The organism is Mycolicibacterium aichiense (assembly GCF_010726245.1).
GTDB classification, from domain to species: domain Bacteria; phylum Actinomycetota; class Actinomycetes; order Mycobacteriales; family Mycobacteriaceae; genus Mycobacterium; species Mycobacterium aichiense.
The window spans coordinates 1412340-1428295 of sequence record NZ_AP022561.1 but is presented as its reverse complement, the minus strand read 5'-3'; the positions used below and the strand labels follow the sequence as shown (position 1 = coordinate 1428295).

The window sequence follows — 15956 nt, the reverse complement described above, 5'->3', positions numbered from 1 at the left end:
ATCCATGGTTGCCAGGAGACCGCCGTCAGGGATGATGGTCTGGTGGCAGACATCAAGCGAGGCCGCGCGGCCCGCAACGTCAAGCTGGCGACCATCCCGGTCGGCTTCGCCGGCAGGGCGGCGCTGGGCTTGGGCAAACGATTGACCGGCAAGTCGAAAGACGAGGTCCAGGCCGAGCTGTTGGAAAAGGCTGCCAACCAGTTGTTCACCGTGCTCGGTGAGCTCAAGGGCGGAGCCATGAAGGTCGGCCAGGCGCTGTCGGTGATGGAAGCCGCCATCCCCCCGGAGTTCGGCGAGCCGTACCGCGAGGCGCTGACCAAGCTGCAGAAGGATGCTCCGCCGCTACCCGCGGCGAAGGTGCATCGCGTGCTCGACGGCCAGCTCGGCACCAAGTGGCGGGAGCGCTTCCAGTCATTCGATGACACCCCGGTCGCGTCGGCCAGCATCGGCCAGGTGCACAAGGGGGTGTGGTCGGACGGTCGCGAAGTGGCGGTCAAGATCCAGTACCCCGGTGCCGACGAAGCACTGCGCGCCGACCTGAAGACCATGCAACGACTGGTCAGTGTGTTCAAGCAGCTCGCTCCGGGCGCCGACGTCGAGGGCGTGGTCGACGAACTCATCGAACGCACCGAGATGGAGCTGGACTACCGGCTCGAGGCCGACAACCAGCGCGCCTTCGCGAAGGCCTATCAGGGCCATCCGCATTTCGTTGTGCCGCACGTGGTCGCCAGCTCGCCGAAGGTGATGATCTCCGAGTGGATCGACGGCATCCCGATGGCGCAGATCATCAGGGATGGCACACCCGACGAGCGAGACCTGTGTGGCACAAGGCTTATCGAGCTGACCTTCGACGCACCGGCACGGCTCGGCATGATCCACGGCGACGCGCATCCCGGAAACTTCATGATGCTGCCGGACGGCCGGATGGGCGTCATCGACTTCGGCGCGGTCGGCCCGCTGCCGGATGGACTGCCCGTCGAGATCGGTCAGATCATCTGTCTGGCCCGCGACAAGAAGTACGACGAACTGCTGCCCGCGATGGAACGCGTCGGCTTCATCCAGAAGGGCGAGCAGGTCTCGGTCCGCGAGATCGACGACATGCTGCGTCAGTACGTCGAGCCCATCGAGGTCGACGTCTTTCACTACACCCGCCGGTGGCTGCAGAAGATGGCAGCGGCGAACATGAACGTCTCGGCCGAGCAGATCAGGACCGCCCGGGCAATGGATCTGCCTGCCAAACTGGCAATTCCACTACGGGTGATCGCGTCGACCGTCGCGATCTCGTGTCAGCTCGACGCCCACGTGCCGACTCGCGAGCTGGCGGCGAAGTTCGTGCCAGGATTCGTCGAGCCCGAGCCGGCGCACTAGCCGGCTCGGGCCCGACCTCGCTAGGCCGCGATCACGTCCTTGCGCGGACGCCCCCGTGGCCGCTTGCGCTCCACGATGCTGCCGCGTTCGATGATCTCGCCGCCCCAAACTCCCCACGGCTCACCGCGGTCCAGTGCGGCGGCAAGGCACTGCCGCCGGATCGGACAGTCCCCGCAGAGCACCTTCGCGCGCTCCAGTTCCATGGGACTCTCGGCGAACCACAGGTCGGGATTCCCGTCGTGGCACGGCAACACCGGCAGCTTCTCCTGGCGGACTGTCGATGCCGACATGTCTCGCTCACCTGCTTCCTGGTCGAATGGCTGTATCTCTTTCAGGGGATCCGGGCCAGGAATCGGGTGAAAACCAGAAAGGCCACGGATCCTTTGACTTCGGGTCCGTGGCCAGTGGCTGTGTCTGGGAGCTTTCCTAGATGAAGCTCCTGTCCACGGACGCGATCGTCGGGGCGGCGTTGACGCGACGCTTACGCTGCGCCGAAATAGCGGCGGCCGCGCCGGCGGCGTGGGCAGCGAAAGCATGATGCGCGGGCATCGCCATGACGGCACGGAAGGACCACGCACGACGCGCAACTGCGGCTACGCCATAATTCGTAGTGCTGCTGATCATCGTCGGTCCCTCCTTCCTCACGCCGCCCTGTAGCCATCGATCGGCACAGGATTCGTTTTAGAGGCTAATCCCTAACACCGTTTCGCTACAAGCGATTTTCTGACCTGCGGTTTTAGCCCTGTTGACCTTCCCGGCCGGGCAACCGCCGAAGCCGTCGGGCTGACCCGCTCAGCAGCCGCAACGCCGGTGCTGAGAAACTAATTCCCATGGCACAGATAACCCTGCGTGGAAACCCGATCAACACCGTTGGAGACCTGCCCGCCGTCGGCGATCAGGCCCCTGCCTTCACCTTGACCGGCACGGACCTCGGCGACCTGGACAGCAGCCAGTTCGACGGAAAAGCGTTGGTCCTCAACATCTTCCCTTCGGTCGACACCCCGGTGTGCGCCACCAGCGTGCGGACCTTCAACGAACGCGCGGCAGCTACCGGCGCGCCGGTGGTCAACATCTCCAAGGATCTGCCGTTCGCGCTGAAGCGATTCTGTGGCGCCGAGGGCATCGAGAACGCTGTGGCCGCATCCGCATTCCGCAGCAGCTTCGGTGAGGACTTCGGCATCACGATCACCGACGGACCGATGGCGGGCCTGCTGGGCCGCGCGGTCGTGGTCGTCGGCGCCGACGGCAAGGTGGCCTACACCGAGCTCGTCCCCGAAATCGGTCAGGAACCCGACTACGACGCGGCGGTCGCTGCGCTGGGCTGATTCAGCACCCCCCTCTTTCCCTCGTAATCCGCGATACCGCTGACTGCATGCGGTATCGCGGATTACGTGCTTTTGCACCTGCTCCGTAAATCTCACGAAGGGAGTCCTTAGCGGCGTAGCCTCGGGCACTTAGCACATCAATGCGGCTTAAAACCGAACGAAAAGGTGCCCGAAGATGAACAAAAAGCGAACTATTCTGGCTCACGTGGTGGTCTGCGCCGCGATGGCGTCTGTGAGCGGCCTGCCGATCGCCTCTGCCTCGCCCGACTGGACGCCCGCCGACGGCGAATCAGGGGCAGTGACCGGCGCCGGCGGCAGACCGTCACTCGGCGTCGGAGGCACATCGAGTTACACCGGCGGATCGACGTCGAACAGCTTCTGCGGCGACCCGTCGACCTATACCGGTCAACCCACCACCCCCATCTGCACCGGCGCATCGGTCGGGGTCGGAGGCCCATCGAGCTACACCGGCGGATCCACCGCCAACAACCCGCAAAATACGGCCAGCCTGGGAGTTGGCGACGTCAACAGCTACACCGGTCAAGGCACCTCCGGCAACACCCTCAACGGCACCAACACGACTACGCGGACGATCAATTACGGTCCGGGATAACGCAACACGCGCGACGGCCACCGTCGCGCATACATATGTCTTCACTATGAGTCCCGTGACCTGGGCGAACTCCGCAGCCATCCTGGAGACATGGAACTCCTAGCCCGAAATGACCTCAACCACAGTCCGATTCGGCGCCGGCGAAACATTCTGGCCGCCGGCTCCCTGATGCTGTTCGCAGCGATCGCAGTGACCGGGACCCCCGTGGCAGCCGCCGACGCACATGCCGGGGGCGAATCGGGCGCTGTAACCGGCGCAGGGTTCGGACCCAGCGCCGGTGTCGGCGGCCCGTCGAGCTACACCGGCGGTTCGACGTCGAACAACCTGTGCCACCAGCACTGCACCGGAGCCAGCGTCGGAGTGGGCGGCCCGTCCAGCTACACCGGCGGCAGCACCGCCAACAATTATCCGGGCGGCACCGCATCCCAGGGCGTCGGTGACGTCAGCAGCTACACCGGCCAGGGCACCTCCGGCGCACCGCAGAACGGCACCAACGCCACCACCAGGACCGGTAACTACGGCCCCGGCCACTGACCTACTGGCGGGCGCGCACCAGCTCGAGCACGTCGGGTCCGAACTGCTCGAGCTTGCGCGCCCCGATGCCGGGGATCGCCACCAGCGCCGCATCATCGGCGGGCAGCGACTCGGCGATCGCGATCAGCGTGTTGTCGGTGAAGACAACGTAGGCGGGCACTTTCAGCTCCTTGGCGACCCGCAGCCGCCAGTCTTTGAGCTGGCCCAGGAGTTCGTCGTCGATGTCGACCGAGCAGGTTTCGCACCGCCGCAGCATGATTGACGGCGCCGAACTCAGTACCGCGTTGCAGACCCGGCAGCGCGGTGTCGCGCCCTTCTGCTTGCGCGGCCGGGTCGGCGTCGGTTCCGCCTGGGTCTGCGGAGCGATGCCGTTGAGGAACCGGGACGGACGCCGGCCCTGCCTGCCACCGGGGGTCCGGGCGAGCGCCCAGCTGAGCTCCAAATGCATTCGGGCGCGGGTGATTCCGACGTAGAGCAGGCGACGCTCCTCCTCGACAGCCTCACTGTCGGGTCCGTGCGCCAGCGCATGTGAGATCGGCAGCGTGCCGTCGGCAAGTCCGACCAGGAATACCGCGTCCCACTCCAAACCCTTGGCGGCGTGCAGCGAGGCCAGCGTCACGCCCTGCACCACCGGTGGATGCCGGGCGTCGGCGCGCACCCTGAGCTCGGCCACCAGCGCAGGCAGGTCCAACTGCGGGCGGGCGGCGACCTCGTCGTCGACCAGGTCGGCCAGCGCGGTCAGTGCCTCCCAGCGCTCCCTGGCCTTGGTGCCGGCCGGCGGTTCGTCCGTCAGGCCGAGAGGTTCGAGGATGTGGCGCACCACTTCCGGCAGCGGGCCCTCCTCGCCGACGGAGCGTTCGGCCGCGCGCTGCAGCGCCAGCAGTGACTGCCTGATCTCCTGGCGGCTGAAGAAGCCCTCACCGCCGCGCACCTGGAACGGGATACCCGCCTCGGTGAGCGCCTCCTCATACGCCTCGGATTGCGCGTTGATGCGATACAGCACCGCGATTTCGGCTGCGGGCGTTCCGGATTCGACCAGACGCTTGATCGACCGCGCGACAGACGCGGCCTCGGCGACCTCGTCGGGATGCTCGTGGAACGTCGGCGACGGGCCGGGCTCGCGCTGACCGATCAGGTGCAGCTTGCTGCCCGCCACCCGCCCGCGCGCCGCCGCGATCACCCGGTTGGCCAGCGACACCACCTGTGGCGTGGAGCGGTAGTCGCGTTCGAGGCGCACCACCGTCGCGTCGGGGAACTGGCGGGAGAAATCGAGCAGATAGCGCGGCGAGGCACCGGTGAACGAGTAGATGGTCTGGTTCGCGTCGCCAACGACGGTCAGGTCGTCGCGATTGCCCAGCCATGCGTCGAGCACCCGCTGCTGCAGCGGCGTGACGTCCTGGTACTCGTCGACGACGAAGCAGCGGTAGCGGTCCCGGAACTCAGCGGCCACCGCGGCGTCGTTCTCGATCGCGCCTGCGGTGTGCAGCAGCAGGTCGTCGAAATCCAGCAGCGCGATGCCGTCGCGGTTGGCTTTGAGCTTCTCGTAGCCGGCGTAGACGGTCGCGACCTTCGCGGCGTCCAGCGGGATGTCACGCTGGATCTTGGCCACCGCGGCGGCATATCCCTCGGGGCTGATCAATGAGGCCTTGGCCCATTCGATTTCGCCGGCCAGGTCACGGACATCGTCGGTACTGACCTGCAAGCGGGCCCGGCTGGCGGCTTGGGCGACGACGGAGAACTTGGTGTCCAGCAGCTGCCAGCCGGTGTCACCGACCACCCGCGGCCAGAAGTACCGCAGCTGACGCAGCGCGGCGGCATGGAACGTCAGCGCCTGCACCGATCCGACCGGGGCGCCCATGTTCTGCGCGTCCATGGCGCGCAATCGGGAGCGCATCTCCCCCGCGGCGCGCGAGGTGAACGTCACCGCCAGTACCTGGCCGGCGGCGACGTGACCGTTGGCGACCAGGTGCGCGATGCGGTGGGTGATCGTGCGGGTCTTACCGGTACCGGCACCGGCCAGCACACACAACGGCCCCCGGGCGGCCAGCACGGCCTCGCGCTGTTCGTCGTCGAGGCCGGTCAGATGGTCGACGGTCACCGGCATGCGCTCCATCTTGGCAGGGGGTGGGGACATTGCACGTTTTGCGCTGACGATAGGTTCGAGCCCATGAGTGGCAACGATCCCCAGCTCACCATGTACTCCACCGTGTGGTGCGGCTACTGCAAGCGCCTGAAGACCGCGCTGAAATCGGCGGGCATCGCGTTCACCGAAGTCGACATCGAGCACGACCCGGACGCCGCCAAGTTCGTGATGTCGGTCAACAACGGCAACCAGACCGTCCCGACGCTGAAGTTCGCCGACGGTTCAGCACTGACCAACCCCAGCCTCAAAGACGTTCAGGCCAAGCTGGCGTCGTAGTCCTATTCCTGGGCCGCCCAGGATTCGATGATCTCGCGGGCGATCGAAATCGAGCCGGGCAGCAGCAGTTTCGACGACGAGTCGCTGCTCCAGTCGCCGTGCTCGAGCGCCTCGCGGACCTCGGCGCGAGTGAACCAGGCAGCCTCGGCGATCTCGCCGTCGTGGAAGACGAACTCCTGCTCGGGATCGCCGATGGCGTGGAACCCCACCATCAGTGACCGCGGGAACGGCCACGGCTGACTGCCCAGGTACTCGACGTCGCGCACCGACAGGCCGATCTCCTCGTTGACCTCGCGCACCACGCAGCTCTCGAACGACTCCCCCGCCTCGACGAATCCGGCGAGCAGCGAGAACAGCCGCTGCGGCCACACTGTCTGGCGGGCCAGCACCGCCCGGTCATGACCGTCGTGAATCAACACGATGATCGCCGGGTCGATGCGGGGGAACTCTTCGTGGCCGGTGAGCGGATTCAGCCGCGACCAGCCCGCCTTGACCAGTTTGGTCGGCGACCCGTCCACCGCGCTGTATCGGGCGTGCTCGTGCCAGTTCAGCAGGGCCAGCGCGGACGCCAGGAGCTGCGCGCTGACGTCGTCGATCTGCTGACCGCCACGGCGCAGATCCGACACTTCACCCTCGCCGTGCTCGGGGGCCTCCAGCGCGGCGCGCACCGCCCACACGTGCCGGCCGTCTTCGAGGCGGCCCAGAAACACCGCATCCGCCGGCGGTGTGTCGGCATGCTTGGCCGCCGCCGTCAGTGACACCCGGCCGTCGGCGACCATCACCTGGTTGCGGTGGTCGACGCGCAGCAGAGCGGCATCGGCCCAGCCGGCGATGGCGGCGTCGACATCGGTACGCAGATGGTCGGCACGGTCGGCGCCCACCCGGGAGAGCAGCGGAACGTTACGCAGTCGGAAAGCCACGTGGTCAGTCTTCTCCGGTGGCGCGGACGTAGAGCAACCGGTCGGTGGTTTCCAGGGCGTCGACATTCGGATCGTCGACGCGCAGCAGCTTCCCGTCGCGCACCACACCGAGCACGATGTCGGGCAGGTGGCGCGGTGAGCCGCCGACCTCCTTGTGCTCGACCTCGCGCTCGGCGATCGCGAAGCCGGCGTCCGGGGTCAGCAGGTCCTCGATCATCTCGACGACGCTGGGCGTGGTGGTGGCGATGCCGAGCAACCGGCCTGCGGTCTCCGAGGACACCACCACCGAATCGGCGCCGGACTGGCGCAGCAGATGCTGGTTCTCGGCTTCCCGCACCGCGGCGATGATCTTGGCTTTCGGGGCCAATTCGCGCGCGGTCAGCGTGACCAGCACCGCGGTCGGATCGCTGTTGGTGGCCACGATGATCGAATTGGCGTGCTGGGCGCCGGCCAGCCGAAGCACGTCGGACTTGTTGGCGTCGCCGCGCACGGTGACCAGTCCGGCGGCGTTGGCCCGGTCCAGCGACGTCTGGTCGGTGTCGACGACGACGATGTCGGCGGGGGCGACACCGTCACCGATCATCGCGGCCACCGCCGTTCTGCCCTTCGTCCCGTAGCCGATGACGACGGTGTGGTTGCGCACGCTGTTCCTCCAACGCTGGATCTTGAGAGCCTGCCGCGACGCCGTGGTCAGGGTTTCGACGGTGGTACCGACCAAGACGATCAGGAATGCCACCCGAAGCGGGGTGATGACCAAGACGTTCACCAGGCGCGCGGTCTCGGTGTACGGGGTGATGTCGCCGTAGCCGGTGGTCGACAGCGACACCGTGGCGTAGTACAGGCAGTCCAGGAAGGTCAGCGGCCCGTCGCGGACGTCGCGGTAGCCGTCCCGGTCGAGGTAGACGATGAAGACCGCCAGGAACAGCGCGGTCAGGGCGTAGATCAACCGGCGGGCGATGCGGCGACCCGGACTGACGAACTTCTCCGGGATGTGCAGGTAGTCGACGAGTGCGCTGTCGGGCTTGGCTGCCAGGTTCTCGTCGATCGCCTCGAGCCTGCGCCGCAACCTACCCTTGGCCACGCGACTCCGTCATCGTCTGCAACGTCGTCGTCTGCAACCCAGCCGCCTTGGTTGCCAACCCTCTCGTCTTGAGCGCCACCACTCCAGCATTATGTACCTATGCCGACGACGACTACTGAACTCGAACCTTCACGCAGCCCCAGCCAGCTGCCCGCCTACCGCGCCGCGCTGATGCTGATCGGCATCGGCGTCGGGCATTTCGTGGCCCCCAAGCCCTTCGATGAGATCGTGCCCGCGGAGCTGCCGGGTGACGCCCGGTTCTACACCTACGCCTCCGGGGTGGCCGAGGTCGGCATCGGGACCATGCTGCTGGTGCCGCGGACTCGTCGCGCTGCCGCACTGTTCGCGATCGCCTTGTACCTCGCGGTGTTCCCGGCCAACGTCAACATGTGCCGGCTGTGGAAGGACAAGCCATTGCCGATGAAGCTGGTGGCGCTGGCCCGGTTGCCGCTGCAGATTCCGATGATCACCCAGGCGCTGGCCATCAGGCGCAACGCTCCCCGCTACTAACTCCGGCAAGCAGAGCCACCAATTCCTCTGGGCCGGAAAGGTTTTCCGGCGCCACGGTGACCCCTGCACGCACGTAGTGGAACGCTGCCCGGACGTGCGCCTCCGGGCAGTTTCTGATCGCCGCCCACGCCAGGCGGTAGACCGCGAGCTGGACGGCCGCGTGCCTCTTGGCGTCCTCGTCGCCCGGCGGTTCACCGGTCTTCCAGTCCACGACCGTCATTCCGCCATCGGGATCGGCGAACACCGCGTCGATGCGTCCGCGCACCACGGTGTCGCCGATCGCCATTTCGAACGGCACCTCCACGTCGACCGGAGTGCGCGCCGCCCATTGCGACTTCGTGAATGCGTCCTGCAGAACGGCCAGCTCCGCGGTCTCGGTGGCCGCGCCGTCGACGGCGCCGGGCAGGTCGTCGAGGTCGAAGAGTCGCTCGGCGCCGTAGAAGCGCTGCACCCATTCGTGGAATGCGGTGCCCAGGATCGCGTGCGGGTCCGGCCGCGACGGCAGCCTGCGGGTCAGCCTGCGCAGCGCCGCCGGATCACGGTCGAGTTCCACCAGTGCGCTGACCGACAGCTGCCCGGGCAGCTGCACCGGCGGCGGCGCGGCGATCCGCGCCCGTTCGGCCAGCAGCGCGTCGACGTCGGCGGCCCAGTTCTCCGGGTCCTCGACGCTGTCCGGGATCGCACCGGCCAGCGCCGACCGGACCAGCGCGGCGCCCTCTTCGATGTCGGCTCGGGTGCGGCCCAGTGGGTCGGCGGGCCAGACCGCTTCACGGACGCTGTCGCGCAACGGGTTTCGTTCGCCGTCGGCGGGATCCGGGGCCCACTGTTCGACCACGCCGCACGGTTGGCCCGCCACATCGGCGGCGTCGATGATGTCCTTGATCTCACGCAGGAAATCCGACGGCCCGCGCGGCGTGCTCTCCGTGGAACCCCAGTGGTGCCCGGACAGCAGCAGGGTGTCCTCGGCTCGCGTGATCGCGACGTAGAGCAGTCGGCGTTCCTCATCGAGGCGGCGCTGCTCGAGCTGCTTCTTGTGCGCCATGATGCTGTCGGACAATGCTTTTCGATCGGTGACGCGTTCGGTGTCCAGCACCGGCACACCGTGCAGACCGGCGGCGGCCCGATCACCGCGCAGCAGCGGCGGCAGGTCAGCCGGGTCGGACAGCCAGGTGCGCTTGGATGCGGTGGACGGAAACACCCGCGCGGACAGGTGCGGGACCGCCACCACCTGCCATTCGAGTCCCTTGGCGGCGTGCACGGTCAGCACCTGGACGCGCCCGGTGGCCACGCTGACCTCAGCGGGCGCCAGACCGTTCTCCACGACCGCGGCCGCATCGAGGTAGGTCAGCAACCCGTTGATGCATGCGCCGGGCCGGGCCGCGTAATCGGCGACCACGTCGGCGAACCGGTCGAGGTGCTCGGCACCGGCCCAGCCCGCCGCGACAGGCCTGGCGGCCCGCACCTCAACGTCGACACCGAGGACGCGCCGCACCTCCCCGACGAGTTCGGTGACCGGGTGGCCCAATAGTGTTCGCAGTCGGGCTAATTCACCGGCGAGCTCGGTGATGCGACGGTGCCCCTCCGGCGAGTACCCCGCAGCCGGGCCCGGGTCGGCCAGCGCGTCGGCCAGGCTGGCGGTGTCGGCATCGGGGGCGGCGGAGGCGATGATCTCCTCGGCGGTGACGGCCGCCTGCCGAGACCCGTCGATGGCCATGGCGCGCCGCCACAGTGCGGCGAGGTCGGCGGCGCCGAGCTGCCAGCGCGGACCTGTCAGCACCCGCATCGCCGCCCCGCCGGCAGCCGGATCGGCGACCAGCCGCACCATCGCCGCCACATCGGCGACCTCCGGGATCGACAGCAGCCCGGCCAGACCGACGACTTCGACGGGCACACCGCGGGCGCTGAGCGCCCCGGCGATCGGTCCGGCGTCGGCGTTGCGCCGTACCAGCACCGCGGCGGTCGGCGGCTCACTGTTGTCCGCCGCCGCGTCGGCGTAACGCGCCGCGATGTGGTCGGCGACCCACTCTCGCTCGCTGGCCACGTCGGTGAGCAGCGCGCAGCGCACCGTGCCCGCCTCGGCGCCGGGGCGGGCCCGCAGTGCTTGGACCGCGACCGAGCGGCGGCGGGCTTCGGCGGAGATCTCGTTGGCGATGTGCAGCGTGGTCGGTGGGTTGCGCCAGCTGGTCCGCAGTTCGAGTGTGGGCGCCGGCGAGCCGTCGGCCTGCGGGAAATCGGTGGTGAACCGCGGCAGGTTGGTCGCCGAGGCGCCGCGCCACCCGTAGATCGACTGGATGGGATCGCCGACGGCGGTCAAGGCCAAACCTTCGTCGGCACCGGCCCCGAACAGCGACGACAGCGCGATGCGCTGAGCATGGCCGGTGTCCTGGTATTCGTCGAGCAGCACTACGCGGTAGCGGCCGCGAAGCTGCTCCCCCACCTGCGGGCAGGTCGAAGCCAGCCGCGCTGCAGCCGACATCTGCGAGCCGAAGTCCATCACCTTGTCGGCGCGCATCCGCGCGTGCAGCGCGTCGATCAGCGGCACCAGTGCGGTGCGTTCGGTTTGGGTGGCCAGCATGCTCAGCAGGAACTGGCTCGGGCCGCGATCGCGTTGGTACCGCCCGGCAGGCAGGTGATGCACCAGCCGGTCGAGTTCGAGGTGAGTGTCCATCAGCTGCTCGGTGTCGACCAGATGCTCGGCCAGTTCACCGGACAGCTTGAGGACCATCGCGGTGACACCGGCCGGGTCTTTCGCGGTGTCCAACGGCCCCGGATAGCCGCTGACCACCTCGAAAGCCAGCTGCCACAACTCGGTTTCGCTCAGCAGCCGGGCGTCGGGTTCCACCGGAAGCAGGGGCCCGTACTCGCGCAGCAGCGCACCGGCGAAGGCATGGTAGGTGCTCACCGTCGGCGCTCCCTGTGACGCGGCGCCACCGAGGTGACCCGCCAGGCGGGCCAGCCGGGACCGCACCCGGCGCAGCAGCTGCCCGGCCGCCTTGCGGGTGAAGGTCAGGCCGAGCACCTGACCGGGGTCGGCGAATCCGTTGGCCACCAGCCACACCACCCGCGCGGCCATGGTCTCGGTCTTGCCCGCACCGGCACCGGCGATGACGACGAGCGGACCCGGCGGCGCCGCGATGACTGCGGCCTGTTCGTCGGTCGGCGTCGGAAGACCAAGGGCCTGAGCGAGTTCGACGGGGCTGTAGGTCATTGCTGCTCCGTTCGAGGTGCGGTGTGCGCGGGGCAGGACGGGCGCATCGGACAGTGTGCGCAGCCGTCGTTGACCCGGGCGACGAACTGCGGTCCGGCCGTGGCGGCCGCGGCCTGTCGTACGGTCTGGCGCCACTGCGCTGTGCTGTCTGCGGTGAGCGCGGACTGTTCGCGTTCGGTGGCCCCCGATGCACTCGGTTTGGCGACGTAGACCAGCCTGCCGCCGCCGGGAGAGTCGCCGTCGGCCAGCGCACCCTCGGCGATGGCCAGCTGGTACAGCCCGAGTTGGGCGTGCCGCTGCGCGTCGTCCTTCGTGACCGGGCTCTTCCCGGTCTTGACGTCGACGATCACCAGCCGGCCCTCCGCATCGCGCTCGAGCCGGTCCACCCGCCCGCGCACCCGCACCCCCGGTTGACCTTCGCCGGGCTCGGCGATCACACCGTCGACGGCGACCTCGGTGCCGATCTCGGTCAGCTCGTGGCGGGTCGCCGAACGCCACGCCACGAATGCCTCGAGCATGGCCCGGTGCCGATCCAGCTCGTTGTCGGCGTACCACGTCGAGTCGAAGGGGATTGTTTTCCAGAGCTTTTCCAGCTCCACCACGAGCTGCTCCGCGCTGGTCGCCGAGTCGGCGATCAAGGCGTGCACCACCGACCCCAAGGTCGAACGCAGGTCACGGCGTTCGACGCCGCCGTGCCGTTCGGCCAGCCAGCGCAGCGGGCAGTCGGTCAGCGTCTGCACGATCGAGGGGCTCAGGGCGACGGTGTGCTGATCACCGCTCCACAGCGGTTCCACAGTGCTGACCGGCGTCATGCCGTACCACTGCGCCGGGTCCGCACCGGCGACACCGTCTGCGGCCAGCCGTGCCAATTGCTGTGCGGCGGTGGCACGTTCACCGTCGGTGACCGTGCCCGCGGGCGCGCACACCACCGCCCGCAGCCGGCCGACGACGGCTGCCGGCGCCAGCACCGGCGGGGCGACGACCGGTTGGGCGGGCCGAACGTCATCGGCGGATACGTAGGCTTCAAGCTCGGCGACGAACGGCGAGGGTAGCGCCGCATCGTCACCGGCATCACTGTCGACGGCGGTGATCAGCAGCCCCCGCCGGGCGCGGCCCATCGCGGCGATGAGCAGCCTGCGCTCCTCGGCCAGCAGTGGGGCCCGCGCCGACACGTCGTCTCCGAGGCCGTCGAGGACATCCAGGAGCCGCTGCGTGCCCAGTACGCCTCCGCGGGGTGTGGTGTTGGGCCACAGGCCGTCCTGCACTCCGGCGATCACCACGAGGTCCCAGTCACGATCCAGCGCCGCATGCGGACTCAACACCGCGACCGTCTCCGAACCCGTACGCCCGTCGACGCTGACCGGCGGAAGCTGCAGGCCCGCAACATGATCCACGAGCCCACGCAGCGACGCCCCGGTGGTGCGGGTGACGTAGTCGTCGGCGATGTCGAACAATGCGGTGATCGCATGCAGGTTGCGCTCGGCAAGCGCACCGTCGGTTCCGCCGCGCTCGGCCGCTGACAGCCAGCGGCGCTGCAACCCGCTGCGCTCCCACGCCTGCCACAGGGTGTAGCGCGGGTCGCGGTGACCGCGATGTCCGCGGGCCGCCGCCGCCAGCACCGCACGCACCCGGTTCACCGGGCGGGCCAGCGTTGCCGGCAGATCTACCGGGCCGCTGGTGAGTGCCGCGACCAGTTGCTCGCCGAAGTCGCCGTCGCCGCCGCGGCGCAGCGCCCGGCGCAACTGGCGCAGAGTCACCGGGTCCACCCGGCCGATCGGGCCGGTCAGCAGTGCCACCGCCTGCTCGCCGGTCAGACCGTCCGCGGTCGCCGCCAGCACACCCAGCAGTGCTTGTGCCGCAGGCTGTTCGGCGACGGGTCCGGCCAGCTGCGCCGCATCGACCGGAACACCGGCACCGGCCAGCGCACGCGGCAGCGCCGCGGCCGCCGACGGCGACCGGACGATGACGGCGAGCTGCGACCACGGCACCCCGTCGACCAGATGCGCGTGGCGGAGCGTATCGGCGATCAGTGCCGCCTCGGCGTGCGCCGAACCGGCGATGCGCACGCTCACCGATCCGTCGTCACCGGCCTGGCTGGCGTTGCCGTCCAGCACGCGCCACGCACTGTTGCCCGGCAGCCCGGCGGCGATCCCGCTGATCGCGCGGGCCACCGCGGGCGAGCACCGGTGCGAACGGCCGAGTTCGACCACCGGGGTGTCGGCCGCCGTCAGCACGGCCGGATCGGCACCTCTGAAGCCGAAGACCGCCTGATTCGGGTCCCCGGCAAGCAGAGTCAGCTCCGCGCCTGCCGCCAACACCCGAACCAGCCGCGCGGCCTGCGGGTCGAGGTGCTGGGCATCGTCGATGAGCAGCAAGCGAATTCGGGACCGCTCGGCCGCCAGGAGTTCCGGATCGGATGCCAACGCCTCCAAGGCCGCCCCGACCAGTTCCGCCGCGCCGAGCGCAGGCACCGTGGCCTGCGGTGCGGCTGTGCCCACAGCCGCACGCAGCAGCATCACCTGTTCGTACTGCTGGGCGAAGCGACCCGCCGCCGCCCACTCTGGCCGCCCGGACAATCGGCCGAGTCGCTGCAAGTGCTGCGGATCCACACCGCGCTCGGCGCAGCGGGCCAACAGATCCCGAAGCTCGTTGGCAAATCCGCCGGTGGTCAGCGCGGGGCGAAGGACCTGCGGCCACCGCGACGCCGACACGTCGCCATCCTCGAGATCACCGGCCAGCAATTCGCGGATGATGCCGTCCTGCTCAGCCCCGGTGACCAGCCGCGGAGGCGGGTCACCGGCGCGGGCAGCGGCCTGCCGCAGGACCGCGAAGGCGTAACTGTGCACCGACCGGACCAGTGGCTCCCGCACCACCGCGCGGCACGGCTCGGCGGACCGGGCCGCGAGCAGGCGGGCGGTCAGCGCGCTGCGGGTAGCGGCCGCCAATCGGCCCGAACCCGTCAGCAGCAGAACAGATTCCGGCTCGGTGCCGGCCGTGATGTGTGCCGCGGCCGCTGCCACCAGCAGGCTGGTCTTACCGGTGCCCGGACCGCCGACGATACGAACCGTGCCACGCAAATCCGGGCGCAGCACATCGGCAGGTTCGGTCGCCCGGGCCAGCAGTGCGGTGGTCATGCGGAGAATGTCACCACGCACCACCGACAAGTTTTGCCAAGTGGCAGCATGAGGTGCGTGACCCACGATCTTCACGTGCACCGCTTCGGACCGCCCGGCCCGATCCGGATCCTGGCCATCCACGGTCTGACCGGCCACGGCCGGCGCTGGCGAGCGCTCTCGGAGAACCACCTTCCGGAATACGCCATGGCCGCACCCGATCTGATCGGGCATGGCCGGTCGTCGTGGTCGGCCCCGTGGACCATCGACGCCAATGTCGCGGCGCTGGCGAACCTGGTGCACAACGACGCCGACGGCCCGGTGCTGGTGGTCGGCCACTCCTTCGGCGGTGCGATCGCGTTGAATCTCGCGGCGGCATACCCGGACCTGGTGTCCGGGTTGGTGCTGCTGGATCCCGCGATCGGCCTGGACGGCCAGTGGATGCGCGAGATCGCCGACTCGATGTTGTCGTCCCCGGACTACCCCGACCGCGACGAGGCCCGCACCGAGAAGTTCAGCGGCTCATGGGCCGACGTGGACCCGGCCGAACTCGACGAGGACCTCGACGAGCACCTCGTCGCACTGCCGAATGGCCGCGTCGGCTGGCGAATCTGTGTGCCCGCGATGATGTCGTATTGGAGTGAGCTCGCCCGCGATATCGCGCTGCCGCGCACCGGGACTCCGACGACGCTGGTCCGCGCGCAGTGGACGGATCCGCCCTACGTCAGCGCCGAATTGCTCGACGCACTGTCCGACCGGCTCGGCGACGATTTCACCCTCGTCGACTTCGATTGCCAGCACATGGTGCCGCACGCCAAACCTGAGGAGACCGCGAAGGTCATCCGGGATCTGCTGGAGCCGTAGC

Annotated in this window: 14 protein-coding genes; 7 read left to right on the top strand and 7 right to left on the bottom strand. The window is 69.0% G+C overall.

The window, feature by feature from the left end:
- Positions 1–1368: a macrolide-binding ATPase MABP-1 gene (locus G6N32_RS06920; RefSeq protein WP_115318771.1), complete on the top strand. Its 1368-nt coding sequence runs from the start codon at positions 1–3 to the stop codon at positions 1366–1368.
- A gap of 20 nt (positions 1369–1388) precedes the next feature.
- On the opposite strand, the gene G6N32_RS06915 is transcribed toward G6N32_RS06920, so the two are convergent.
- Together G6N32_RS06915 and G6N32_RS06910 are read right to left on the bottom strand one after the other, a co-directional pair.
- Positions 1389–1658, bottom strand: coding sequence for a WhiB family transcriptional regulator (locus G6N32_RS06915; protein ID WP_115316638.1), 270 nt, complete (start codon positions 1656–1658; stop codon positions 1389–1391).
- A gap of 136 nt (positions 1659–1794) precedes the next feature.
- Entirely contained in the window at positions 1795–1992 is a 198-nt protein-coding gene (locus G6N32_RS06910; protein WP_147291941.1) for a hypothetical protein, read from the bottom strand.
- 206 nt (positions 1993–2198) lie between these two features.
- Between G6N32_RS06910 and tpx the strand changes: the two genes are divergently transcribed.
- The 3 genes from tpx to G6N32_RS06895 all read left to right on the top strand — a co-directional run bounded on the left by tpx (position 2199) and on the right by G6N32_RS06895 (position 3840).
- A complete protein-coding gene (tpx, locus tag G6N32_RS06905; protein WP_115316640.1) occupies positions 2199–2693 on the top strand; it encodes a thiol peroxidase in 495 nt (164 codons plus the stop codon).
- A gap of 175 nt (positions 2694–2868) precedes the next feature.
- Complete coding sequence (locus G6N32_RS06900) at positions 2869–3306, top strand: hypothetical protein (protein WP_115316641.1); 438 nt, start codon at positions 2869–2871, stop codon at positions 3304–3306.
- A gap of 90 nt (positions 3307–3396) precedes the next feature.
- Positions 3397–3840, top strand: coding sequence for a hypothetical protein (locus G6N32_RS06895; RefSeq protein ID WP_115316642.1), 444 nt, complete (start codon positions 3397–3399; stop codon positions 3838–3840).
- Position 3841: 1 nt separating this feature from the next.
- Here the strand turns inward: G6N32_RS06895 and G6N32_RS06890 are convergent, their stop codons facing one another.
- Positions 3842–5953 (bottom strand): ATP-dependent DNA helicase UvrD2, encoded by a 2112-nt coding sequence (locus tag G6N32_RS06890; RefSeq protein ID WP_115316643.1) that lies wholly within the window; start codon positions 5951–5953, stop codon positions 3842–3844.
- A 54-nt stretch (positions 5954–6007) separates the two neighbouring features.
- Between G6N32_RS06890 and G6N32_RS06885 the strand changes: the two genes are divergently transcribed.
- Positions 6008–6259, top strand: a complete 252-nt coding sequence (locus G6N32_RS06885) for a mycoredoxin (protein ID WP_115316644.1) — start codon at positions 6008–6010, stop codon at positions 6257–6259.
- 2 nt (positions 6260–6261) lie between these two features.
- Here the strand turns inward: G6N32_RS06885 and nudC are convergent, their stop codons facing one another.
- Positions 6262–7179, bottom strand: coding sequence for an NAD(+) diphosphatase (nudC, locus tag G6N32_RS06880; protein ID WP_232077539.1), 918 nt, complete (start codon positions 7177–7179; stop codon positions 6262–6264).
- A gap of 4 nt (positions 7180–7183) precedes the next feature.
- Positions 7184–8260, bottom strand: coding sequence for a potassium channel family protein (locus G6N32_RS06875; RefSeq protein WP_115316646.1), 1077 nt, complete (start codon positions 8258–8260; stop codon positions 7184–7186).
- Positions 8261–8359: 99 nt separating this feature from the next.
- Between G6N32_RS06875 and G6N32_RS06870 the strand changes: the two genes are divergently transcribed.
- Entirely contained in the window at positions 8360–8770 is a 411-nt protein-coding gene (locus G6N32_RS06870; protein WP_102807412.1) for a DoxX family protein, read from the top strand.
- On the opposite strand, the gene G6N32_RS06865 is transcribed toward G6N32_RS06870, so the two are convergent.
- Both G6N32_RS06865 and G6N32_RS06860 read right to left on the bottom strand, forming a co-directional pair.
- Entirely contained in the window at positions 8745–11978 is a 3234-nt protein-coding gene (locus G6N32_RS06865; protein ID WP_115316647.1) for an ATP-dependent helicase, read from the bottom strand. The two genes, G6N32_RS06870 and G6N32_RS06865, sit on opposite strands and share 26 nt — an antisense overlap.
- Complete coding sequence (locus G6N32_RS06860; RefSeq protein WP_115316648.1) at positions 11975–15112, bottom strand: ATP-dependent DNA helicase; 3138 nt, start codon at positions 15110–15112, stop codon at positions 11975–11977. The genes G6N32_RS06865 and G6N32_RS06860 overlap by 4 nt, the downstream gene beginning before the upstream one ends.
- Before the next feature lie 57 nt (positions 15113–15169).
- Between G6N32_RS06860 and G6N32_RS06855 the strand changes: the two genes are divergently transcribed.
- Positions 15170–15955, top strand: coding sequence for an alpha/beta fold hydrolase (locus G6N32_RS06855; RefSeq protein WP_170310583.1), 786 nt, complete (start codon positions 15170–15172; stop codon positions 15953–15955).
- The last annotated feature ends 1 nt before the right edge of the window (position 15956 follow it).